Consider the following 20,832-nt stretch of genomic DNA (forward strand, 5'->3'; position numbering starts at 1 on the left):
CGAAGAAGGAGGGACATTCCGATGGCGATTAAAAAGTATAAACCGACATCGAACGGCCGTCGCGGTATGACGGTGCTTGATTTCTCGGAAATTACGACAGATCAGCCGGAAAAATCGCTGCTTGCCCCGTTAAAGAAAAAAGCGGGCCGCAACAACCAAGGGAAAATTACGGTTCGCCATCAAGGCGGTGGCCATAAGCGCCAATACCGGATTATCGATTTTAAACGTGACAAAGACGGAATTCCAGGACGCGTTGCTACGATCGAATACGATCCGAACCGCTCTGCCAACATCGCGCTCATTAACTATGCAGACGGTGAGAAACGTTATATTCTCGCGCCGAAAAACTTAAAAGTTGGCATGGAAATCATGTCAGGTCCGAACGCGGACATTAAAGTCGGTAACGCACTTCCGCTTGAAAACATCCCGGTCGGTACACTCGTTCACAACATTGAGCTGAAACCAGGCCGTGGCGGTCAATTAGTGCGTGCAGCTGGTACATCGGCGCAAGTGCTCGGGAAAGAAGGCAAATATGTCATCATCCGCTTAGCTTCCGGTGAAGTGCGTATGATTTTGGGTAAATGCCGTGCCACAGTCGGTGAAGTTGGCAACGAGCAACATGAACTTGTCAACATCGGGAAAGCAGGACGCGCTCGCTGGTTAGGCATCCGTCCGACAGTTCGCGGTTCGGTTATGAACCCGGTTGATCACCCGCACGGTGGTGGTGAAGGTAAAGCACCAATCGGACGTAAGTCGCCGATGACGCCATGGGGCAAACCGACGCTCGGATACAAAACGCGCAAAAAGAAAAACAAATCGGATAAATTCATCATCCGTCGCCGCAAGAAGTAATGAACGAGCGCAATTAAGAAGGGAGGTTCACTTATGGGTCGCAGCTTGAAAAAAGGTCCATTTTGCGATGAACATTTGATGAAAAAAATCGAGAAGCTCAATGAAACTGGGCAAAAACAAGTGATCAAAACATGGTCTCGTCGTTCGACGATCTTCCCGCAATTTATCGGCCATACGATCGCCGTATATGACGGTCGTAAACATGTGCCAGTATACATTACAGAGGACATGGTCGGGCATAAACTTGGTGAATTTGCGCCGACGCGCACGTTCCGCGGCCATGCCGGTGACGACAAGAAAACAAAACGGTAATGAGAGGAGGTTCTGAATATGCAAGCTAAAGCTGTTGCGAGAACTGTTCGCATCGCTCCTCGTAAAGCACGCTTAGTCATTGATTTGATCCGCGGGAAAAAAGTCGGCGAAGCGTTCGCTATTTTGCGTCACACGCCAAAAGCCGCTTCCCCGATCATTGAGAAAGTATTGAAATCGGCTGTTGCCAACGCTGAACATAACTATGACATGGATATCAACAACTTGGTTGTTTCTCAAGCGTACGTAAACGAAGGCCCGACGTTGAAACGTTTCCGTCCGCGCGCGAGAGGACAGGCAAGCGCCATTAATAAGCGCACAAGCCATATTACAATCGTCGTTTCAGAAAAGAAGGAGGGATAATCCGTGGGTCAAAAGGTCAACCCGATCGGTCTGCGCATCGGCATCATTCGTGACTGGGAATCGAGATGGTATGCGGAAAAAGACTATGCAGATCTGTTGCACGAGGACTTAAAAGTCCGCGAATACATTAACAAACGCCTGCAAGACGCGGCCGTCTCCCGTGTGGAGATTGAACGTGCAGCCAACCGCGTCAATGTAACGATCCATACGGCCAAACCAGGTATGGTCATCGGGAAAGGCGGCTCGGAAGTTGAAGCGCTCCGCAAAGCGCTCGCGCAATTGACCGGCAAACGTGTCCACATTAATATCGTTGAAATTAAAAAGCCGGATTTGGATGCAAAACTTGTTGCCGAAAATATCGCTCGCCAATTGGAAAACCGCGTTTCGTTCCGCCGGGCGCAAAAACAAGCCATTCAACGGGCAATGCGCGCTGGTGCGAAAGGGATTAAAACGATGGTTTCCGGTCGTTTAGGCGGTGCCGATATCGCTCGTTCGGAACATTACAGCGAGGGGACGGTTCCACTCCATACGTTGCGCGCTGACATCGACTATGCAACGGCAGAAGCGGATACAACGTACGGAAAAATCGGCGTAAAAGTATGGATTTATCGTGGGGAAGTCCTTCCGACAAAGAAAAAAGCTGAGGAAGGAGGAAAATAATCATGTTAATGCCAAAACGCGTCAAATATCGCCGTGAACATCGCGGACGGATGAAAGGTCGCGCAAAAGGCGGTACGGAAGTTCATTTCGGTGAATTCGGTTTGCAAGCCTTAGAATCGGCTTGGATCACAAACCGACAAATCGAGGCAGCCCGCCGTGCGATGACTCGTTACATGAAACGTGGCGGGAAAGTATGGATTCGCATTTTCCCATCCAAACCGTATACAGCTAAGCCGCTTGAAGTGCGGATGGGTTCCGGTAAAGGGGCGCCGGAAGGATGGGTTGCTGTTGTTAAACCGGGCAAAGTAATGTTTGAAGTGGCGGGTGTTTCCGAGGAAGTAGCACGTGAAGCATTGCGTTTGGCTTCTCACAAACTTCCGATCAAATGCAAATTCGTAAAACGTGAAGAAACTGGTGGTGAAGCGTAATGAAAGCGAAAGAAATCCGTGATTTGACCACTGCCGAAATCGAGCAAAAAATTAAATCGTTGAAGGAAGAATTATTCAACCTTCGCTTCCAGCTGGCAACTGGCCAACTGGAAAACACAGCGCGCATCCGCCAAGTGCGCAAAGACATTGCCCGTATGAAAACGATCATTCGCGAACGCGAGCTCGCTGCCAATAAATAATGTTTGAGAGGAGGTTTGCGGAATGAGCGAACGCAATCAACGCAAAGTGTACGTTGGACGGGTTGTATCTGACAAAATGGACAAAACGATTACCGTTTTAGTTGAAACGTACAAAAAACACCCGTTATACGGCAAACGCGTGAAGTACTCGAAAAAATATAAAGCACACGATGAACATAACATTGCTAAAGTCGGCGACATCGTAAAAATTATGGAAACTCGCCCGCTGTCGGCAACGAAACGCTTCCGTTTAGTAGAAGTCGTCGAAAAGGCTGTTATTCTGTAATCGTTCTTCACTTAGTTCGGGGAGATAATTCCGAAAGGAGGTTTCGTCGATGATTCAACAAGAATCTCGCTTAAAAGTAGCTGATAACTCTGGCGCACGCGAAGTGCTTGTCATTAAAGTGCTCGGAGGTTCGGGCCGCCGCTACGCGAACATCGGCGATGTCGTTGTAGCTACGGTTAAAGATGCGACGCCAGGTGGCGTTGTTAAAAAAGGTCAAGTCGTTAAAGCGGTTGTCGTTCGCACGAAACGCGGGGTACGCCGTTCGGATGGTTCGTACATCCGTTTTGACGAAAACGCCTGCGTCATCATTCGTGATGACAAAAGCCCGCGCGGTACGCGTATTTTTGGACCGGTTGCCCGCGAATTGCGCGATAAAGACTTCATGAAAATCATTTCTTTAGCTCCGGAAGTTATTTAATGGAACGGAATAGCGTTTCAAGGAGGTGCGAATCCGATGCATGTAAAAAAAGGTGACAAAGTGCAAGTAATCTCCGGCAAAGACAAAGGCAAACAAGGCGTCATCCTGGCGGCATTTCCAAAGAAAAACCGCGTCATTGTGGAAGGCGTCAATATCGTGAAAAAGCATGCGAAACCGTCGCAAGCGAACCCGCAAGGCGGCATTATTGAAAAAGAAGCGCCAATCCACGTTTCCAAAGTGATGCCGTTGGATCCGAAAACAGGTACGCCGACGCGCGTTGGCTACAAAGTTGTCGACGGCAAAAAAGTGCGCTATGCGAAAAAATCCGGAGAGATTTTGGATAAATAACCGTGACGCAGGAAGGGAGGTACTTTTATGAACCGCCTAAAAGAGAAATATACCAAAGAAGTCGTGCCTGCTCTCATGAGCAAGTTCAACTATAAATCGATCATGCAAGTTCCGAAAATCGAAAAGATCGTCATTAATATGGGTGTCGGCGATGCGGTGCAAAACCCGAAAGCATTAGACAGCGCTGTAGAAGAGCTGACATTGATCGCTGGCCAACGCCCGGTTGTGACACGCGCGAAAAAATCGATCGCTGGTTTCCGCCTTCGTCAAGGAATGCCGATCGGTGCGAAAGTCACGTTGCGTGGTGAACGGATGTATGAATTCCTTGATAAATTGATTTCGGTCTCGCTTCCGCGCGTACGCGACTTCCGCGGCGTATCGAAAAAAGCGTTCGACGGACGCGGTAACTATACGCTCGGTATTAAAGAACAACTCATTTTCCCAGAGATCGACTACGATAAAGTCAATAAAGTGCGCGGCATGGATATCGTGATCGTCACGACGGCCAACACGGATGAAGAAGCGCGTGAATTGTTAACGTTGCTCGGCATGCCATTCCAAAAATAATGATCCCATAACGCAAGGGAGGCGAAATCGTGGCTAAAAAATCGATGATCGCGAAACAAAAACGGACGCCGAAGTTTAAAGTGAGAGCGTACACCCGCTGCGAGCGCTGCGGCCGCCCGCATTCGGTTTACCGCAAATTTAAACTTTGCCGTATTTGTTTCCGTGAACTCGCATATAAAGGTCAACTTCCAGGCATTAAAAAAGCCAGCTGGTAATAAACCCATTGATTGGGAAGGAGGTAAAACAAAATGGTGATGACAGATCCAATTGCTGATATGCTAACTCGCATCCGCAATGCGAACATGGTACGTCACGAAAAACTCGAAGTCCCGGCTTCGAAAATCAAGCGGGAAATCGCCGAGATTTTGAAGCGTGAAGGGTTTATTCGTGATGTGGAATATATCGAAGACAACAAACAAGGTATTCTCCGCATTTTCTTGAAATACGGTCCGAACAACGAACGCGTCATTACCGGGCTGAAACGCATCAGCAAACCAGGGTTGCGCGTATATGTTAAGGCTCATGAAGTGCCGCGCGTCTTAAACGGCTTAGGGATCGCCATTCTCTCGACGTCGCAAGGCATCTTAACAGACAAAGAAGCACGGCAAAAAGGTACGGGCGGCGAAGTAATCGCCTACGTTTGGTAATTTATTTGTTCAAGAATGGAGGTGTTTTTGACATGTCACGTGTCGGCAAAAAACCAATTGAAATTCCTGCCGGTGTCACTGTCACGGTGAACGGCAATACGGTTACGGTCAAAGGCCCGAAAGGGGAATTAACCCGCACGTTCCACCCGGATATTACGATCAACGTTGAAGACAATGTGATCACCGTTACACGCCCAAGCGATGAGAAGCAACATCGCGCGCTTCACGGTACGACGCGCAGCTTGCTTGCTAACATGGTCGAAGGCGTTTCGAAAGGCTATGAAAAAGCCCTTGAGCTGGTCGGTGTCGGATACCGTGCATCGAAACAAGGGAAAAAGCTCGTATTGAGCGTCGGCTACTCTCATCCGGTAGAAATTGAGCCGGAAGAAGGGCTTGAAATTGAAGTGCCAGCTCAAACGAAAGTCATCGTCAAAGGGGCAGACAAACAGCGCGTGGGCGAACTGGCAGCCAACATTCGCGCCGTACGTCCGCCGGAGCCGTATAAAGGTAAAGGTATTCGCTACGAAGGCGAAGTTGTGCGCTTAAAAGAAGGTAAAACTGGTAAATAACGCGGCATAGCGAAGCGAAAGGAGTGACATTCGATGATCACGAAAGTTGACCGAAACGCGGTCCGTAAAAAAAGACACGCGCGCATCCGTAAAAAAATCTTCGGCACAGCTGAACGTCCGCGGTTGAGCGTGTTCCGTTCGAACAAACATATTTACGCGCAAATTATCGACGATGTGAAATCGGCAACGATTGTCAGCGCCTCAACATTGGATAAAGAGTTCAGCTTAGATTCGACAAACAACATTGATGCGGCGAAAAAAGTCGGCGAACTTGTTGCCAAACGGGCGTTAGAGAAAGGCATTAAACAAGTTGTGTTCGACCGCGGTGGCTATTTATATCATGGACGGGTTAAAGCATTAGCGGATGCCGCCCGCGAAGCCGGCTTGGAATTCTAATTAAAGGAGGGACACCGATGCGTCGTATTGATCCAAACAAACTTGAATTGGAAGAGCGTGTAGTCGCGATAAACCGTGTGGCAAAAGTTGTAAAAGGCGGACGTCGCCTGCGCTTTTCAGCTTTAGTCGTTGTCGGCGATAAAAACGGCCATGTTGGATTTGGTACAGGGAAAGCGCAAGAAGTTCCGGAAGCAATCCGCAAAGCCATTGAAGATGCGAAGAAAAATTTAATGGAAGTACCGATTGTTGGTACGACGATTCCGCATGAAGTGATCGGTCATTTTGGTGCCGGAGAAATTATTTTAAAACCGGCTTCCGAAGGTACTGGAGTTATCGCCGGTGGTCCAGCTCGTGCTGTATTAGAGTTGGCAGGCATCAGCGACATTTTGTCGAAATCGATCGGCTCGAACACGCCAATCAACATGGTGCGTGCAACGTTCGACGGATTAAAACAATTAAAACGCGCCGAAGACGTAGCAAAATTGCGCGGCAAAACAGTCGAGGAACTGTTAGGATAAGGAGGGAACGATCATGGCAAAGAAATTGGCGATTACCCTCACGCGCAGCGTGATTGGTCGTCCGGAAGACCAACGCATTACCGTGAAAACACTCGGCTTGCGGAAAATGCACCAAACGGTCGTTCATAATGATAATCCCGCCATCCGTGGGATGATTAACAAAGTCGCTCACCTTGTGACAGTAAAAGAAATTGAAGAATAATGAGATCATAAGGAGGTGCTTCGCCATGAAACTTCATGAATTGCAACCAGCGCCGGGTTCCCGGAAAAAAGCTGTTCGTGTCGGCCGCGGAATCGGTTCGGGCAACGGCAAAACGGCTGGCCGTGGTCACAAAGGTCAAAAAGCTCGCTCCGGCGGAGGGGTTCGCCTTGGATTTGAAGGAGGCCAAACGCCTTTGTTCCGCCGCTTGCCGAAACGCGGGTTCACGAACATCAACCGCAAAGAATATGCGGTAGTCAACTTAGATAGACTGAACATTTTCGAAGATGGCACGGAAGTTACACCGGAATTGTTGCTTGAAAAAGGTGTAATCAGCAAGCTGAAGTCGGGCGTGAAAATTTTAGGCAAAGGTCAAATCGAGAAAAAGTTAACGGTCAAAGCGCATAAGTTCTCGGCATCGGCAAAAGAGGCTATCGAGGCGGCTGGCGGTAAAACTGAGGTGATTTAATGTTTCGGACAATCTCCAACTTTATGCGCGTCAGTGATATTCGAAACAAAATCATTTTCACTCTCCTTATGCTAATCGTGTTCCGCATCGGAACATTCATCCCTGTTCCGAGCGTGAACACCGATGTATTAAAACTGCAAGACCAATTAAATGCATTCGGCGTCCTGAACATTTTTGGCGGCGGGGCGCTGCAAAACTTTTCGATTTTTGCCATGGGGGTTATGCCCTACATTACGGCATCAATTATCGTCCAGCTGTTGCAAATGGACGTCGTTCCAAAATTCGCGGAATGGTCGAAGCAAGGCGAGATGGGCCGACGTAAATTAGCTCAGTTTACCCGCTATTTTACGATCGTGCTTGGATTTATCCAAGCGCTCGGCATGTCGTACGGCTTCAACAATTTGGCCGGCGGGATGCTTATTCAAAATCCGGGCATTGGCACATATTTGCTGATCGCGGTTGTTTTGACCGCTGGCACAGCTTTTTTAATGTGGCTCGGCGAACAGATCACTGCCAAAGGAGTCGGGAACGGAATTTCGATCATTATTTTTGCTGGGATCGTCTCCGGCATTCCGACGATTTTGAACCAAATTTACGCCCAACAATTTGAAAATGTCGGGGAAGACTTGTTTTTACGTATTGTCCGGTTGCTGCTTGTAGCGTTGGCAGTTGTTGCTGTTATTGTTGGCGTTATTTACATTCAGCAGGCGTTCCGGAAAATTCCGATTCAATATGCGAAGCGGCTTGAAGGCCGAAACCCGGTCGGCGGCCATTCGACTCATTTGCCGCTCAAAGTGAATCCAGCCGGGGTCATTCCGGTCATTTTTGCCGTATCCTTTTTGATTGCACCACCGACGATTGCATCGTTTTTTGGCACGAATGATGTAACATTGTGGATTCGCCGAACGTTTGACTATACTCATCCGGTTGGCATGACGATCTATGTCGTGCTTATTATCGCGTTTACGTACTTTTACGCGTTTGTTCAAGTCAACCCGGAACAGATGGCTGATAACTTGAAAAAGCAAGGCGGTTACATCCCAGGTATTCGCCCTGGAAAAAATACACAAGAGTACGTAACGAGAATTTTATACCGATTGACGCTCGTCGGCTCGCTCTTTTTAGCGTTCATTGCCGTGCTGCCGGTGTTCTTTGTAAACTTTGCGAACTTGCCGCCTTCCGCACAGATCGGTGGTACGAGCTTGCTCATCGTTGTCGGCGTGGCCCTTGAGACGATGAAACAGCTTGAGAGCCAGCTGGTAAAACGCCATTACCGAGGATTCATCAAGTAAAGAAGGCAAGAGTCGACATCTCTTGTGCGTGGGGGGAGTTAGGATGAATTTAGTGCTGATGGGGCTGCCAGGTGCCGGCAAAGGCACGCAAGCCGAGAAAATCGTAGAAACGTATGGAATCCCACATATTTCAACCGGGGATATGTTTCGGGCGGCGATGAAAGAAGGCACACCGTTAGGATTGCAGGCAAAAGAATATATCGACCGTGGTGATCTTGTTCCGGATGAGGTGACGATCGGTATCGTCCGTGAACGGTTAAGCAAAGACGACTGCCAAAACGGCTTTTTGCTTGACGGATTCCCACGCACGGTTGCCCAAGCGGAGGCGCTGGAAGCGATGCTGGCTGAAATCGGCCGCAAGCTTGACTATGTCATCCATATCGATGTTCGCCAAGATGTGTTAATGGAGCGCCTCACAGGCAGACGAATTTGTCGCAACTGCGGAGCGACATACCATCTTGTTTTTCACCCACCGGCTCAGCCAGGCGTATGTGATAAATGCGGTGGCGAGCTTTATCAGCGCCCTGACGATAATGAAGCAACAGTGGCGAATCGGCTTGAGGTGAATACGAAACAAATGAAGCCATTGCTCGATTTCTATGAGCAAAAAGGCTATTTGCGCCACATTAACGGCGAACAAGAAATGGAAAAAGTGTTTAGCGACATTCGCGAATTGCTCGGGGGACTTACTCGATGATTATTTATAAAACCGAGCATGAAATTGCCCTTATGCGTGAGGCGGGAAAAATTGTTTCCCTTACCTTAGAAGAGCTGAAAAAGCATATTCGTCCCGGGATAACGACAAAGGAACTGGACGCCATTGCGGAGGAAGTAATTCGTTCCCATGGCGCCATTCCGTCGTTTAAAGGGTATCAAGGGTTTCCAGGAAGCATTTGCGCCTCAGTAAATGAGGAACTCGTGCACGGAATTCCCGGCAATCGCATGCTACGCGAGGGCGACATTATTACGGTCGATGTGGGAGCACAGTATGAAGGCTACCATGCTGACTCAGCTTGGACATATCCAGTTGGGGAGATCGACGCTGAGACGAAGCGGTTGCTTGACGTGACGGAACAATCGTTGTATGTTGGACTCGCAGAGGCGAAGCCAGGTGCCCGCTTGACAAACATTTCTCATGCGATTCAAACATACGTCGAAGCGCACCATTTTTCCGTCGTCCGCGAGTATGTCGGGCACGGAATTGGTCAACACTTACATGAAGACCCACAAGTCCCTCATTATGGTCCACCGAATAGAGGACCAATTTTGCGGCCAGGCATGACGCTGTGCATTGAGCCGATGGTCAATGCTGGAAGTCGTCATGTGAAAACATTGGCTGACGATTGGACTGTTGTCACGGTGGACGGAAAACGGTGTGCTCATTTCGAACATACGATTGTTATTACAGAGCAAGGCTATGAAATCTTAACATGAACGGATGCAGGCAGCGCAGTCTCTAAGCGTCGGGGCAGGTCAGCAAGCTTTTCTTCAGAGTTTGCGGTGGCCTTAGACCACTCAACTGATTCAGCGATCAAGGCGGCCGTTTATCGACCTTCTCGATCATCGTGGACATCGCCCGCCTTATGTCCGTTCGGTTTTGCGTAACACAATGTTACTCATTCGAAGGAGGGAGAGCCGCTCGATGGCAAAAGACGATGTAATTGAAGTGGAAGGCACCGTCATTGAAACATTGCCAAATGCGATGTTTCGTGTAGAATTAGAAAATGGGCACACAGTATTGGCCCATGTGTCCGGCAAAATCCGTATGCACTTCATCCGCATTTTGCCTGGCGATAAAGTGACGGTGGAGTTGTCGCCGTATGATTTAACGCGTGGACGGATTACGTATCGATATAAATAAAGAATGCACTCCGTTTAATAGGGAGGTAAACAACATGAAAGTGAGACCATCTGTCAAACCAATTTGCGAAAAATGCAAAGTCATTCGCAGACATGGCAAAGTAATGGTCATTTGTGAAAATCCGAAGCATAAACAACGTCAAGGGTAATTTCCAAGGAGGTGTACAATATGGCACGTATTGCAGGTGTTGACATTCCGCGCGATAAACGAGTAGTTATTTCGTTAACATACATTTATGGGATCGGCAAACCGACTGCGCAAAAAATCTTAAAAGAAGCAGGCGTATCGGAAGACACACGCGTTCGCGATTTAACGGAAGAGGAGCTTGGCCGCATTCGTGAAATCGTTGGCCGCTTAAAAGTGGAAGGCGACTTGCGCCGTGAAGTATCGTTAAACATTAAACGGTTAATGGAAATCGGCTGCTATCGTGGTCTTCGTCATCGCCGTGGGTTGCCGGTTCGTGGTCAAAACACGAAAAACAATGCTCGCACGCGTAAAGGCCCGCGCCGTACGGTAGCGAACAAGAAGAAATAATCATGCAAAGGAGGTCATTTGACGAATGGCACGTAGAACAAATACTCGTAAACGCCGCGTAAGAAAAAATATTGATACGGGCATCGCTCATATTCGTTCGACTTTCAACAACACGATCGTAACGATTACGGACGTTCATGGCAACGCCATTGCTTGGTCAAGCGCTGGCGCATTAGGGTTCAAAGGTTCGCGCAAATCGACGCCGTTTGCAGCACAAATGGCTGCAGAGGCAGCAGCAAAAGCATCGATGGAACATGGCATGAAAACGGTCGAAGTGAACGTGAAAGGTCCTGGGGCTGGCCGTGAAGCAGCGATCCGTGCGTTGCAAGCAGCCGGATTAGAAATTACGGCGATCAAAGACGTCACTCCGATCCCGCACAATGGATGCCGTCCGCCAAAACGTCGCCGCGTGTAACGCCCCTGTATAGAATTTGAACCATTGTCAATAATGGGATATGATAAAGACCATGACAGGGGAGCCGGCTTCGTCCGCTGGCAAGCGTAGATATAGATTTATGGGGGAATGTTATTAGGCGTGTACCGTTTGGTCGGGGTCTCGACGTTTTGAAGGAGGGTATAATAATCGATGATTGAAATTGAAAAGCCGAAAATTGAAACGGTCGAACTGAGCGAAGATGCCAAATACGGCAAATTCGTGGTCGAACCGCTCGAGCGCGGATATGGAACAACCTTAGGGAACTCCTTGCGTCGTATCCTATTGTCTTCACTCCCTGGTGCGGCTGTGACATCGGTGCAAATCGACGGTGTACTGCACGAGTTTTCAACGATTGAAGGCGTCGTCGAGGATGTAACAGCCATCATTCTGAATGTCAAAAAGTTAGCGTTGAAAATTTACTCGGACGAAGAGAAAACGTTGGAAATCGATGTGCAGGGTGAAGGAGTTGTCACGGCTGCCGATATTACTCACGACAGCGATGTAGAAATTTTAAACCCGGACCTTCATATTGCTACGCTGGCGGAAGGTGGTCGCTTGCGCATGCGCATGACCGCCAGACGGGGGCGTGGGTATGTACCGGCTGAGGCGAACAAGCGTGAAGATCAGCCAATCGGCGTGATTCCGATCGACTCCATTTATACGCCTGTCTCCCGAGTTTCCTATCAAGTTGAGAACACGCGGGTCGGTCAGGTGACAGACTATGACAAATTGACGATTGACGTGTGGACCGATGGAAGCATCGGGCCGAAAGAGGCCATTTCCCTTGGGGCGAAAATTTTAACTGAGCACTTGAACATTTTTGTCGGCCTGACGGATGAAGCACAAAATGCTGAGATCATGGTAGAAAAAGAGGACGACCAAAAAGAAAAAGTGCTCGAAATGACGATCGAGGAACTCGATCTTTCTGTCCGTTCCTACAACTGCTTAAAACGTGCCGGCATCAACACCGTTCAAGAGCTGACGCAAAAAACGGAAGAAGATATGATGAAAGTGCGCAACCTCGGCCGCAAATCGCTTGAAGAAGTGAAGGCGAAGCTGGCCGAGCTGGGGCTTAGCCTGCGTAAAGACGATTAAGCGCCAGTCTCCGCCGACAAGGCGGAAGCGCGCTTTAGCCATAGATTTCGCGTTCGGCGTCAACCGATCATGACGGCAATGAGGAACACATTATTTTAAGAGGGAGGGACATTCGATGTCGTACAGAAAATTAGGACGCACTACTTCTCAACGAAAAGCATTGCTTCGCGATTTAGCGACGGACTTAATCATCAACGAACGCATCGAAACGACTGAGGCACGGGCAAAAGAATTGCGCTCGGTTATTGAAAAAATGATCACGCTCGGCAAACGCGGCGATTTGCATGCTCGCCGTCAAGCAGCGGCATTTATTCGCAATGAAGTCGCCAACAGCGAAACTGGCCAAGATGCACTGCAAAAGCTGTTCAGTGACATTGCGCCGCGCTACCAAGATCGCCAAGGCGGCTATACGCGCATTATGAAACTTGGTCCTCGCCGCGGTGACGGGGCGCCGATGGTCATTATCGAACTCGTGTAACGGTTGTTTTATTTCAACAAGGGCGAGACAGTTTCTTTTGAACTGGATCTATGCCCTTTTTTTGTTTACCATCATTTAGCAAGGTATGGTTGAGAATGTGACGAGGCAAGGAGAAACCATTATGGCCGAACCGATCCTTTCGATCGAAGGAGTGTATTTCCGTTATCCGAACCAATCGGAGTATGCGGTACAAAACGTTAGCTTCCAAGCCGAGCGCGGAGAGTGGCTGGCGATTGTCGGTCATAACGGATCCGGTAAGTCGACCATTGCCCGGCTGCTCATCGGCCTGCTTCGGCCGGAGCGGGGCGTCATTCGCCTATTCGGACGCCCGCTCGATGAAACAACCGTTTGGGATGTACGCCGCCGTGTCGGCATGGTGTTCCAAAATCCAGATAACCAGTTTGTCGGGACGACCGTTGAAGACGATATCGCCTTTGCTCTTGAAAACAACGGCATTCCGCGTGATGAAATGGTCGAGCGTATCCATGAAGCTGTCCGCCAAGTGCATATGGAATCGTTTCTCGAACACGAGCCACACCGGCTTTCCGGTGGGCAGAAGCAACGTGTTGCCATCGCTGGCATTTTAGCGCTTCGTCCCGACATGATCATTTTGGACGAAGCAACATCGATGCTCGATCCGCGTGGGAGGGAAGAAGTGCTCGACACGGTGCGCCGCCTGAATCGCCAGCGACGCATCACAGTCGTATCGATCACGCATGATCTGGAAGAAGCGGCGAGAGCAGATCGCATTGTCGTCATGAACAAAGGAGAAGTCATGGCAGAAGGAACGCCGGAACATGTTTTCCGGCTAGGAGGCAAGCTTGAGCGCATCGGGCTTGATCTGCCGTTTGCCGTGAAAATGGGCAGTCGCTTGCGGGAGAAAGGCATTCCGCTTCGGGTGGGATACTTCACGACGGAGGAGTTGGTCGAGGAGCTATGGACATTGTATTCGAAAAAGTAGAGCATGTGTACAATGCCCGTTCGCCGTTCGCCCGCCGGGCGCTATATGATGTGAACGTGACCATTGCGGACGGAACGTATGTCGCCATTGTTGGCCATACGGGTTCGGGCAAATCGACGCTCCTTCAGCATTTAAACGGCTTATTGCAACCGACAAGCGGCACGGTGAAAATCGGCGAAGAGACGATTACCGGCAGCAAGCGACCAAAGCAGCTCAAACCGTTGCGCAAAAAAGTCGGGATTGTGTTTCAGTTTCCAGAACATCAATTGTTCGAAGAAACGGTTGAGAAAGATATTTGTTTTGGCCCACTCAATTTCGGTGTACCCGAGGAAGAAGCGAAACGAAAGGCAAAAGAGCTCGTCAAGCTTGTCGGGCTCAACGAAGACGTGCTGGCCAAATCGCCGTTCGACTTAAGCGGCGGGCAAATGCGGCGCGTCGCCATTGCCGGCGTACTCGCGCTTGAGCCGGAAATGATCGTGCTTGATGAACCGACTGCTGGACTTGATCCCCGTGGGCGTAAGGAAATTATGGAGATGTTTTATCGTCTTCATCACGAAAAACAGCTAACGACGGTCCTTGTCACCCACAGTATGGAAGATGCCGCCCAATACGCCGACGAAATCATTGTGATGCACGAAGGAACAGTATGGGGCCAAGGGACGCCAGAGGAGATTTTTCGTGATCCCGAGCGGCTTGCCGCCATTGGCTTAAGCGTGCCGGAAACGGTCAAGTTGAAGCAGGAGCTAGAAAGACGGTTTGGCGTCACCATTCCGTCGCCATGCTTAACGATTGAACAGACGGCTGACGCCATCAAGCAATTGTTTTCTAAGGTGAGCGTCCATGACCAATAATTTGATTATCGGGCAATATGTGCCCGGCCATTCACTGATCCACCGTTTAGACCCACGCGCGAAGCTGTTGATCGTGTTTGCCTATGTCCTTATCGTCTTTTTGGCGAACAATGTGGTGACCTATACGGTGTTGTCGTTATTTACGTTCGTTTTTGCGGCCCTGTCGCGCATCCCGCTTTCGTTCATTATGCGCGGCTTAAAGCCGATTTTATGGGTTGTTTTGTTTACGATGTTATTGCATTTATTCATGACGAAAGAAGGGGACGTTGTCTATCAGCTTGGCACCTTTTCGATTTATGAAGGCGGCATTCGACAAGGAATCTTTATTTCGTTGCGGTTTTTGCTGCTTGTGCTCATGACGACGATGCTGACGCTGACGACAACGCCCATTGAAGTGACCGATGGCGTGGAAAGTTTACTCGGGCCGCTCAAAAAAATGCGCGTGCCCGTCCATGAGCTCGCCTTAATGATGGCGATTTCATTGCGATTTATTCCGACACTAATGGAAGAGACAGAAAAAATTATGAAGGCGCAAGCAGCACGTGGTGTCGATTTTTCCGGCGGTCGTTTTTCTGAGCGGGTGAAAGCGATCGTCTCGCTGCTCGTCCCATTGTTTATCAGTTCGTTTAAGCGGGCTGATGAGCTGGCAACAGCGATGGAAGCGCGCGGCTACCGGGGCGGGGAAGGACGGACGAAATTTCGTCAACTCGTCTGGAAGCCGTTGGACACGTCTTTTTTAGTCGCCACCGCGCTGCTGGCTGCATTGCTTTTTCTATTACGTTCATAGCGGAGGACTGCCATGACACGACGAATCAAATGCGTGGTAGCGTATGATGGCACGTATTTTTCCGGCTATCAAGTTCAGCCGGGAAAACGTACGGTGCAAGGCGAGTTCGAGGGAGTGCTCAAGCGGATGCATAAAGGGGATGACGTGCGAATCACGGCTTCCGGGAGGACGGACGCCGGCGTTCACGCCTACGGGCAAGTCATTCACTTTGATACGCCGCTTGCTCTTTCCCCTGAGCAGTGGAAAAAGGCGTTAAACGCCCAGCTTCCAGACGATATCGCTGTCCGCTCGGTAGACGAGGCAGACAGCACGTTTCACGCCCGTTTTTCCGCCAAAGCGAAAGAGTACCGCTATAACGTATGGACGGCGGCCGAGCGCGACGTGTTCCGTCGCCATTATTGCGCATGGCATCCGTACCCGCTCCGTGTAGACGCCATGAGCGAGGCACTCGGCTTGCTTAAGGGGACACACGATTTTACGAGCTTTTGTTCGGCCAAAACGGTGATTGAAGACCGTGTGCGCACCATTTATCAGGCCGAAATGGAAGTGGATGGCCCAATGCTTCAGTTTCGGTTTGTTGGAAGCGGCTTTTTATACAACATGGTGCGCATCATCGTTGGTACAGTGCTTGAGGTCGGCCAAGGGAAACGGCCTCCTGACGATATTGAGGCGCTGCTTGCGGCGAAAGACCGTCGGCTTGCCGGTCCCACCGCGCCGGCTGAAGGGCTGTATTTATGGCGCGTGTATTATGATGGTGAAAGTTTCGGTCATTAGCTGAGGGCTGCTCTTCTCTTCATATAAACTGGCCAAAAGCCCTTTAAGCATCGCAATACGAGTGTTACCTGTCGTTTCCAATTAGGAAGGAAGACAAACGTCTGTTTGAGACGGCCGGGAAAGTTGTATGGTGCGCAAGGCTCCCAAAGGAGAAACGGAAGGTTCATGACAACGAATCCTCGTGTAACATTTTCTTGACATTGGCGCACCGGCAAGCTATCATATCATATGGCATGTATTTTCCACGATTAGCCCCGGACAGCAATCGTGTTGAAATAAACCATCAACTTACTTGTTCATTTTTCTTTTAGGAGGGAACTATATTGCGTACGACTTACATGGCGAAACCGAATGAAGTAGAGCGTAAATGGTACGTTGTCGACGCAGCTGGCAAAACGTTAGGTCGTTTAGCTAGCGAAGTAGCAGCGCTGTTGCGCGGCAAACATAAACCGACGTTCACTCCGCACGTCGACTGCGGGGATCATGTGATCGTCATCAATGCAGACAAAGTCGAACTGACAGGGAAAAAGTTAACGAAAAAACTGTATTATCGCCACAGCTTACACCCGGGCGGTTTGAAAGTAAGAACAGCGCTTGAAATGCGCACAAACTATCCGGAACAAATGATTGAACGGGCAGTACGCGGCATGCTTCCAAAAGGCAGCCTCGGCCGTCAAATGTTCAAAAAGCTGCACGTTTACCGTGGAAGCGAGCATCCGCATCAAGCGCAAAAACCGGAAGTATACGAACTTCGCGGATAATTGACAAGGGAGGGTATTTATTTTGGCACAAGTACAATATTACGGTACAGGTCGTCGCAAAAGCTCAGTTGCCCGCGTCCGCCTCGTCCCGGGCGATGGACGCATCATCGTCAATAAACATGACATTCGTGAATACATTCCGTCGGAAGCGCTCATCGAAATGGTAAAACAACCGCTCGTCCTGACGGAAACGCTCGGCAGCTATGACGTTTTAGTGAACGTCCATGGTGGCGGATTTGCTGGCCAAGCTGGCGCTATTCGTCACGGCATTGCTCGTGCGTTGCTTGAAGTAGATCCGGAATTCCGCGCGGTATTGAAGCGCGCTGGCTTGCTGACACGCGATGCCCGCGTGAAAGAACGGAAAAAATATGGGCTCAAAGGCGCCCGCCGCGCTCCGCAGTTCTCGAAACGTTAATCATATCCGTCTATTCCAACCCAGCCAATTTGGCTGGGTTTTTTGCTTATTTCTGCCTTTGGTCCGCACGTATGTTTACGTCCGATCGTTAAACACTACATCGTAAAGGAGCGTGAACAACGATGGCAGTCATCACTTCATTGACGGAAAAAAGGCAGGAAAAGCAGCTTCGCTATGAGCGAAAAATGTTGCGGGAATTGTCGCTCGAGAAACTGCGGGCCAAAGTGCTTGAACATTTTGTCCCTTTCTACCAAACGTATCGGATTTTCCCATCCGTTGTCGAGGAAGGCTGCATTGACTTGGCCATTGAAGCATATTTGCTTGGCGCTCATTACAGCCGGTTTGGCTATTATGGGGAACCAACCGACAGTGTGCGCCAGCGCTGTGTCCGAGAGGAGAAATATTTGGTTGACACGCTGTTTGATTTTCTTTGCTTTTGGGGCAATGTTGAGGATGATATCCGAGGTGAGTCACTTTACTATGCATGCGAGCAATATATCAGTAACTGGTGGACAGAAGGATTTGAACGGGGGAAAAAGCGGTACCGGCTAAAACTTCACTAAATGAGTTCTATTCCCGCGCCTTGTCCCATATAAGATAGAGAAGGGAAATGCGCGGGAGGAGAAACGATGAAAAAAAAGTGGAAGTGGCTGGTCGCTGTTGCTGCGATCACCATCCTCGGTGTTTTGTTATTTCCATCCTTATTTTCTGATCTTACATCGACCAAGCCTTGGAATCTTCCGTTATCAGGGAGAATTATCGTATTAGACCCCGGCCACGGTGGACCAGACGGCGGTGCTGTTGGCGGCGAGGTGGTAGAAAAGGAAATCGCGCTGAACGTGGCGAAAAAACTGCGCGATTACTTGCAGCAGCAAGGCGCGCTCGTGCTTATGACACGAGAGACGGATCGCGACTTGGCCAGCCCGTCAACGCGCGGCTACAGCCGGCGGAAAACGGAAGACTTGCGTGAACGAACGACATTCATTAACAAGTCCGATGCGGATCTATTCATCAGCATTCATTTAAACGCCATTCCATCGCCGCGATGGCGGGGGGCACAGACGTTTTACTACGGTTCGCTCATCGAAAACGAGCGGCTGGCGAAATTTATCCAGGCTGAGCTACGGCGCAACTTGGAAAACACTCATCGGGTGGCGAAAATGATTGACACGGTTTATTTGTTGAAACACGCGAAAAAGCCAGGTGCGCTTGTTGAGATCGGGTTTTTATCGAATCCGGACGAGCGGGAATTGCTCGCCTCTGATCATTACCAGACGCAACTCGCCGCTTCCATTTACAAAGGGGTATTGCGCTACTTTTCCAATGAACCCACGCTTCGTGAATAGCGAGGGTTTTTTTTGAGTAGAACAGCGGCAGCGAAACATGATCTTTACCAAAGGGAAATGGAAATCCTCATTCCCACTATAAGTAAATGGGAAAGAAGGCTGAACATGGCGGTTTCCTAGCAACTTATGGTATAGTAGATAATAGAAACAGTCATTGATTGAAAAAGGGTTGGTGAATACGATGCTGACGGAAAACGACGTGCGAGCCATTCTTGAAAACATGAAAGACCCATTTTTAAACAAAACGTTTAAGGAAACGAACGCCATTCAAGAAATTAAAATTAAAGAAGAGAAGAACCATGTCAGCGTAAAAATCGCGCTCGCTAAAATCGGTACTCCTGACCAACTCCGCGTACAAACGGCGATCGTCCAACAGTTGAAAGACGCAGGTGCTGCTTCTGTCGGACTGCGGTTTGCCGAACTGCCGCGAGAAGTCGTTGAGGAATATAGCGAGAATAAGCAAAGAACGACATATATCGCTATCGCCAGTGGCAAAGGTGGGGTTGGGAAATCAACCGTTTCTGTCAATTTGGCCGTCGCGCTTGCTCGGCTTGGCAAAAAAGTCGGGTTGATCGACGCTGATATTTACGGGTTTAGTGTACCCGACATGATGGGGATCACCGAGCGCCCAACAGTAAGAGGCGATAAGATTATCCCGGTTGAACGGTTTGGGGTAAAAGTCATTTCGATGGCCTTTTTCGTTGAGGACAACGCTCCGGTTATTTGGCGCGGTCCGATGCTTGGAAAAATGCTCAACAACTTTTTTAAAGAAGTCGAATGGGGCGATTTAGACTACCTGCTGCTTGACCTGCCGCCAGGTACAGGTGACGTCGCTTTAGATGTGCATACGCTTCTGCCGTCATGCAAAGAAATTATCGTTACAACCCCGCATCCAACCGCCGCGTTTGTCGCTGCCCGTGCCGGGGCCATGGCCTTACGCACTGAACACGAGATTATCGGTGTCATCGAAAATATGTCGTATTACGAAAGCCGGAAAACAGGTGAACGGGAATACGTGTTTGGCAAAGGTGGCGGAGCGAAGCTGGCAAAAGAGCTACAAACAGAACTGTTAGGGCAGTTGCCGCTTCAGCAACCAGATTGGAATGACGACGATTTTGCTCCGTCCGTTTATGCGGAAGATCATCCGATTGGGAAAATTTATATGGATATCGCCCGAAAAATTGCCGCGAAGTATTGAACAGCTTAAACATAAAGCGTCCGATGCCTTGAGTCGCTCGCGCTCGTTCCTTTGAGCGTTGGCGAATTTTGGCACACGGACGCTTTTTATTCGATTAACCGCCTTCCCCTTGTTGGCTGCCGCCTCCACCTTCTTCGCCTTCTCCTCCTTCCGCATCTTCCTCTCCTTGTTTTCCGCCGCTTTGTTGGAGTGTTTCTGCTGCTTTTGTTAGCATATCTTGAATTTTGGCTTGATATATCGGACTATTTAACGTTTCCATAATCACTGTTTGCAAATGTTGGCGGAATTCTTTACTTTTTAATACATCGATCATCGCCTTTTCCATTTCAGGATTTTTTAGGATGTCGATCATCATTGCTTGATATTCAGGATCTTTCATGAGCGCCTTCATCATTTTTTCGTGTTCTTTTTGCAATCCTTTAGCAAAGCTTTCCGCGAACTTTGTGTCTTTTAGTGCATTTTCCCAAAATTTCTTTCCTTGATCAGACGTTAACACTTGCTGCAGTATCTCTTTTACAGCCGTTTGATCCATGACGAGCTGTTGCTTCATTTGGTCTTCTGACATAATATCTTGAATCGCCTTTTTCCCCTCGTCCGTTTTTAAAATGTCAACAACCATTCGTTTCGTCTGCTCATAATCCGGGGGAGCAGGGCTGGTTTCTTGAGGAGCACAAGAGCTAAGAACGAGAAAACTGAGCAAGAGGAGCGGTATGCACTTGTTCATAAAAATGAGCTCCTTTCTGCAAAAATCCCTCACCCTTAATATGAATGTTGACGAAAAAAATATGCATTTGGACAAATGGAAGCTGGCTTT

General features: G+C 49.2%; 36 protein-coding genes. 35 read left to right on the top strand and 1 reads right to left on the bottom strand.

What is annotated here, in order from left to right; translation table 11 throughout:
- The first annotated feature begins 21 nt into the window (after positions 1-21).
- The 35 genes from rplB to NSQ22_RS00850 all read left to right on the top strand — a co-directional run bounded on the left by rplB (position 22) and on the right by NSQ22_RS00850 (position 20,018).
- Positions 22-852 (top strand): 50S ribosomal protein L2, encoded by an 831-nt coding sequence (gene rplB, locus NSQ22_RS00680; protein ID WP_008881941.1) that lies wholly within the window; start codon positions 22-24, stop codon positions 850-852.
- A gap of 33 nt (positions 853-885) precedes the next feature.
- Positions 886-1,164 carry a 30S ribosomal protein S19 gene (rpsS, locus tag NSQ22_RS00685; protein WP_008881940.1) on the top strand — a complete coding sequence of 93 codons (279 nt, stop codon included), beginning with the start codon at positions 886-888 and terminating at the stop codon, positions 1,162-1,164.
- An 18-nt stretch (positions 1,165-1,182) separates the two neighbouring features.
- Entirely contained in the window at positions 1,183-1,524 is a 342-nt protein-coding gene (gene rplV, locus NSQ22_RS00690) for a 50S ribosomal protein L22 (protein WP_008881939.1), read from the top strand.
- Positions 1,525-1,527: 3 nt separating this feature from the next.
- Positions 1,528-2,184 (top strand): 30S ribosomal protein S3, encoded by a 657-nt coding sequence (gene rpsC, locus NSQ22_RS00695; RefSeq protein WP_008881938.1) that lies wholly within the window; start codon positions 1,528-1,530, stop codon positions 2,182-2,184.
- A 2-nt stretch (positions 2,185-2,186) separates the two neighbouring features.
- Positions 2,187-2,612: a 50S ribosomal protein L16 gene (gene rplP, locus NSQ22_RS00700; protein ID WP_008881937.1), complete on the top strand. Its 426-nt coding sequence runs from the start codon at positions 2,187-2,189 to the stop codon at positions 2,610-2,612.
- Positions 2,612-2,812 (top strand): 50S ribosomal protein L29, encoded by a 201-nt coding sequence (gene rpmC, locus NSQ22_RS00705; protein ID WP_008881936.1) that lies wholly within the window; start codon positions 2,612-2,614, stop codon positions 2,810-2,812. Before rplP ends, rpmC begins: the two co-directional genes overlap by 1 nt.
- 22 nt (positions 2,813-2,834) lie before the next feature.
- Positions 2,835-3,098, top strand: coding sequence for a 30S ribosomal protein S17 (rpsQ, locus tag NSQ22_RS00710; protein WP_008881935.1), 264 nt, complete (start codon positions 2,835-2,837; stop codon positions 3,096-3,098).
- A gap of 49 nt (positions 3,099-3,147) precedes the next feature.
- Positions 3,148-3,516 carry a 50S ribosomal protein L14 gene (rplN, locus tag NSQ22_RS00715; RefSeq protein ID WP_008881934.1) on the top strand — a complete coding sequence of 123 codons (369 nt, stop codon included), beginning with the start codon at positions 3,148-3,150 and terminating at the stop codon, positions 3,514-3,516.
- Between the two features lie 36 nt (positions 3,517-3,552).
- On the top strand, positions 3,553-3,864 hold the full coding sequence (rplX, locus tag NSQ22_RS00720) for a 50S ribosomal protein L24 (RefSeq protein WP_029761767.1): 312 nt from the start codon (positions 3,553-3,555) through the stop codon (positions 3,862-3,864).
- A 27-nt stretch (positions 3,865-3,891) separates the two neighbouring features.
- Positions 3,892-4,431, top strand: a complete 540-nt coding sequence (gene rplE / locus NSQ22_RS00725; protein WP_008881932.1) for a 50S ribosomal protein L5 — start codon at positions 3,892-3,894, stop codon at positions 4,429-4,431.
- 29 nt (positions 4,432-4,460) lie between these two features.
- Positions 4,461-4,646: a type Z 30S ribosomal protein S14 gene (locus tag NSQ22_RS00730; protein ID WP_003247599.1), complete on the top strand. Its 186-nt coding sequence runs from the start codon at positions 4,461-4,463 to the stop codon at positions 4,644-4,646.
- A 33-nt stretch (positions 4,647-4,679) separates the two neighbouring features.
- The gene (gene rpsH, locus NSQ22_RS00735) at positions 4,680-5,078 is read left to right on the top strand and encodes a 30S ribosomal protein S8 (RefSeq protein ID WP_008881931.1); all 399 of its coding nucleotides are present in this window, start codon (positions 4,680-4,682) and stop codon (positions 5,076-5,078) included.
- Positions 5,079-5,110: 32 nt separating this feature from the next.
- The gene (rplF, locus tag NSQ22_RS00740; protein WP_008881930.1) at positions 5,111-5,647 is read left to right on the top strand and encodes a 50S ribosomal protein L6; all 537 of its coding nucleotides are present in this window, start codon (positions 5,111-5,113) and stop codon (positions 5,645-5,647) included.
- 33 nt (positions 5,648-5,680) lie between these two features.
- Positions 5,681-6,043 carry a 50S ribosomal protein L18 gene (gene rplR / locus NSQ22_RS00745; protein WP_008881929.1) on the top strand — a complete coding sequence of 121 codons (363 nt, stop codon included), beginning with the start codon at positions 5,681-5,683 and terminating at the stop codon, positions 6,041-6,043.
- A gap of 17 nt (positions 6,044-6,060) precedes the next feature.
- Entirely contained in the window at positions 6,061-6,561 is a 501-nt protein-coding gene (gene rpsE, locus NSQ22_RS00750) for a 30S ribosomal protein S5 (protein ID WP_008881928.1), read from the top strand.
- 13 nt (positions 6,562-6,574) lie between these two features.
- On the top strand, positions 6,575-6,763 hold the full coding sequence (gene rpmD / locus NSQ22_RS00755; RefSeq protein WP_008881927.1) for a 50S ribosomal protein L30: 189 nt from the start codon (positions 6,575-6,577) through the stop codon (positions 6,761-6,763).
- Positions 6,764-6,788: 25 nt separating this feature from the next.
- Positions 6,789-7,229, top strand: a complete 441-nt coding sequence (rplO, locus tag NSQ22_RS00760; RefSeq protein WP_008881926.1) for a 50S ribosomal protein L15 — start codon at positions 6,789-6,791, stop codon at positions 7,227-7,229.
- Complete coding sequence (gene secY, locus NSQ22_RS00765; RefSeq protein WP_008881925.1) at positions 7,229-8,521, top strand: preprotein translocase subunit SecY; 1,293 nt, start codon at positions 7,229-7,231, stop codon at positions 8,519-8,521. Before rplO ends, secY begins: the two co-directional genes overlap by 1 nt.
- Positions 8,522-8,564: 43 nt before the next feature.
- Entirely contained in the window at positions 8,565-9,218 is a 654-nt protein-coding gene (locus NSQ22_RS00770; protein WP_008881924.1) for an adenylate kinase, read from the top strand.
- On the top strand, positions 9,215-9,955 hold the full coding sequence (map, locus tag NSQ22_RS00775) for a type I methionyl aminopeptidase (RefSeq protein WP_008881923.1): 741 nt from the start codon (positions 9,215-9,217) through the stop codon (positions 9,953-9,955). The genes NSQ22_RS00770 and map overlap by 4 nt, the downstream gene beginning before the upstream one ends.
- Before the next feature lie 208 nt (positions 9,956-10,163).
- Positions 10,164-10,382, top strand: coding sequence for a translation initiation factor IF-1 (infA, locus tag NSQ22_RS00780; RefSeq protein ID WP_008881922.1), 219 nt, complete (start codon positions 10,164-10,166; stop codon positions 10,380-10,382).
- A 34-nt stretch (positions 10,383-10,416) separates the two neighbouring features.
- Complete coding sequence (rpmJ, locus tag NSQ22_RS00785) at positions 10,417-10,530, top strand: 50S ribosomal protein L36 (protein WP_008881921.1); 114 nt, start codon at positions 10,417-10,419, stop codon at positions 10,528-10,530.
- A 20-nt stretch (positions 10,531-10,550) separates the two neighbouring features.
- Positions 10,551-10,916: a 30S ribosomal protein S13 gene (gene rpsM, locus NSQ22_RS00790; RefSeq protein ID WP_008881920.1), complete on the top strand. Its 366-nt coding sequence runs from the start codon at positions 10,551-10,553 to the stop codon at positions 10,914-10,916.
- A 25-nt stretch (positions 10,917-10,941) separates the two neighbouring features.
- On the top strand, positions 10,942-11,331 hold the full coding sequence (gene rpsK, locus NSQ22_RS00795) for a 30S ribosomal protein S11 (protein WP_008881919.1): 390 nt from the start codon (positions 10,942-10,944) through the stop codon (positions 11,329-11,331).
- 171 nt (positions 11,332-11,502) lie between these two features.
- Positions 11,503-12,447 carry a DNA-directed RNA polymerase subunit alpha gene (locus NSQ22_RS00800; protein ID WP_008881918.1) on the top strand — a complete coding sequence of 315 codons (945 nt, stop codon included), beginning with the start codon at positions 11,503-11,505 and terminating at the stop codon, positions 12,445-12,447.
- A gap of 115 nt (positions 12,448-12,562) precedes the next feature.
- On the top strand, positions 12,563-12,925 hold the full coding sequence (rplQ, locus tag NSQ22_RS00805; RefSeq protein WP_008881917.1) for a 50S ribosomal protein L17: 363 nt from the start codon (positions 12,563-12,565) through the stop codon (positions 12,923-12,925).
- Between the two features lie 121 nt (positions 12,926-13,046).
- Positions 13,047-13,886: an energy-coupling factor ABC transporter ATP-binding protein gene (locus tag NSQ22_RS00810; RefSeq protein ID WP_008881916.1), complete on the top strand. Its 840-nt coding sequence runs from the start codon at positions 13,047-13,049 to the stop codon at positions 13,884-13,886.
- Positions 13,862-14,737 carry an energy-coupling factor ABC transporter ATP-binding protein gene (locus NSQ22_RS00815; RefSeq protein ID WP_008881915.1) on the top strand — a complete coding sequence of 292 codons (876 nt, stop codon included), beginning with the start codon at positions 13,862-13,864 and terminating at the stop codon, positions 14,735-14,737. The genes NSQ22_RS00810 and NSQ22_RS00815 overlap by 25 nt, the downstream gene beginning before the upstream one ends.
- Complete coding sequence (locus NSQ22_RS00820) at positions 14,727-15,524, top strand: energy-coupling factor transporter transmembrane protein EcfT (protein WP_081157329.1); 798 nt, start codon at positions 14,727-14,729, stop codon at positions 15,522-15,524. Before NSQ22_RS00815 ends, NSQ22_RS00820 begins: the two co-directional genes overlap by 11 nt.
- Positions 15,525-15,536: 12 nt before the next feature.
- Positions 15,537-16,298 carry a tRNA pseudouridine(38-40) synthase TruA gene (truA, locus tag NSQ22_RS00825; protein ID WP_008881913.1) on the top strand — a complete coding sequence of 254 codons (762 nt, stop codon included), beginning with the start codon at positions 15,537-15,539 and terminating at the stop codon, positions 16,296-16,298.
- Between the two features lie 323 nt (positions 16,299-16,621).
- Positions 16,622-17,059, top strand: coding sequence for a 50S ribosomal protein L13 (gene rplM / locus NSQ22_RS00830; RefSeq protein ID WP_008881912.1), 438 nt, complete (start codon positions 16,622-16,624; stop codon positions 17,057-17,059).
- Positions 17,060-17,081: 22 nt separating this feature from the next.
- Positions 17,082-17,474 (top strand): 30S ribosomal protein S9, encoded by a 393-nt coding sequence (gene rpsI / locus NSQ22_RS00835; protein ID WP_008881911.1) that lies wholly within the window; start codon positions 17,082-17,084, stop codon positions 17,472-17,474.
- A gap of 122 nt (positions 17,475-17,596) precedes the next feature.
- On the top strand, positions 17,597-18,037 hold the full coding sequence (locus tag NSQ22_RS00840; protein ID WP_011886633.1) for a YbaK family protein: 441 nt from the start codon (positions 17,597-17,599) through the stop codon (positions 18,035-18,037).
- 66 nt (positions 18,038-18,103) lie between these two features.
- Entirely contained in the window at positions 18,104-18,820 is a 717-nt protein-coding gene (cwlD, locus tag NSQ22_RS00845) for an N-acetylmuramoyl-L-alanine amidase CwlD (RefSeq protein WP_008881909.1), read from the top strand.
- Positions 18,821-19,001: 181 nt separating this feature from the next.
- A complete protein-coding gene (locus tag NSQ22_RS00850) occupies positions 19,002-20,018 on the top strand; it encodes an Mrp/NBP35 family ATP-binding protein (RefSeq protein WP_008881908.1) in 1,017 nt (338 codons plus the stop codon).
- Between the two features lie 94 nt (positions 20,019-20,112).
- Here the strand turns inward: NSQ22_RS00850 and gerD are convergent, their stop codons facing one another.
- Positions 20,113-20,742, bottom strand: a complete 630-nt coding sequence (gene gerD, locus NSQ22_RS00855; protein ID WP_081157328.1) for a spore germination lipoprotein GerD — start codon at positions 20,740-20,742, stop codon at positions 20,113-20,115.
- Positions 20,743-20,832 lie beyond the last annotated feature (90 nt).

Origin of the sequence: Geobacillus sp. FSL K6-3411, from assembly GCF_037965715.1 — a bacterium.
In the GTDB taxonomy this organism is placed as follows: Bacteria; Bacillota; Bacilli; order Bacillales; family Anoxybacillaceae; genus Geobacillus; species Geobacillus thermodenitrificans.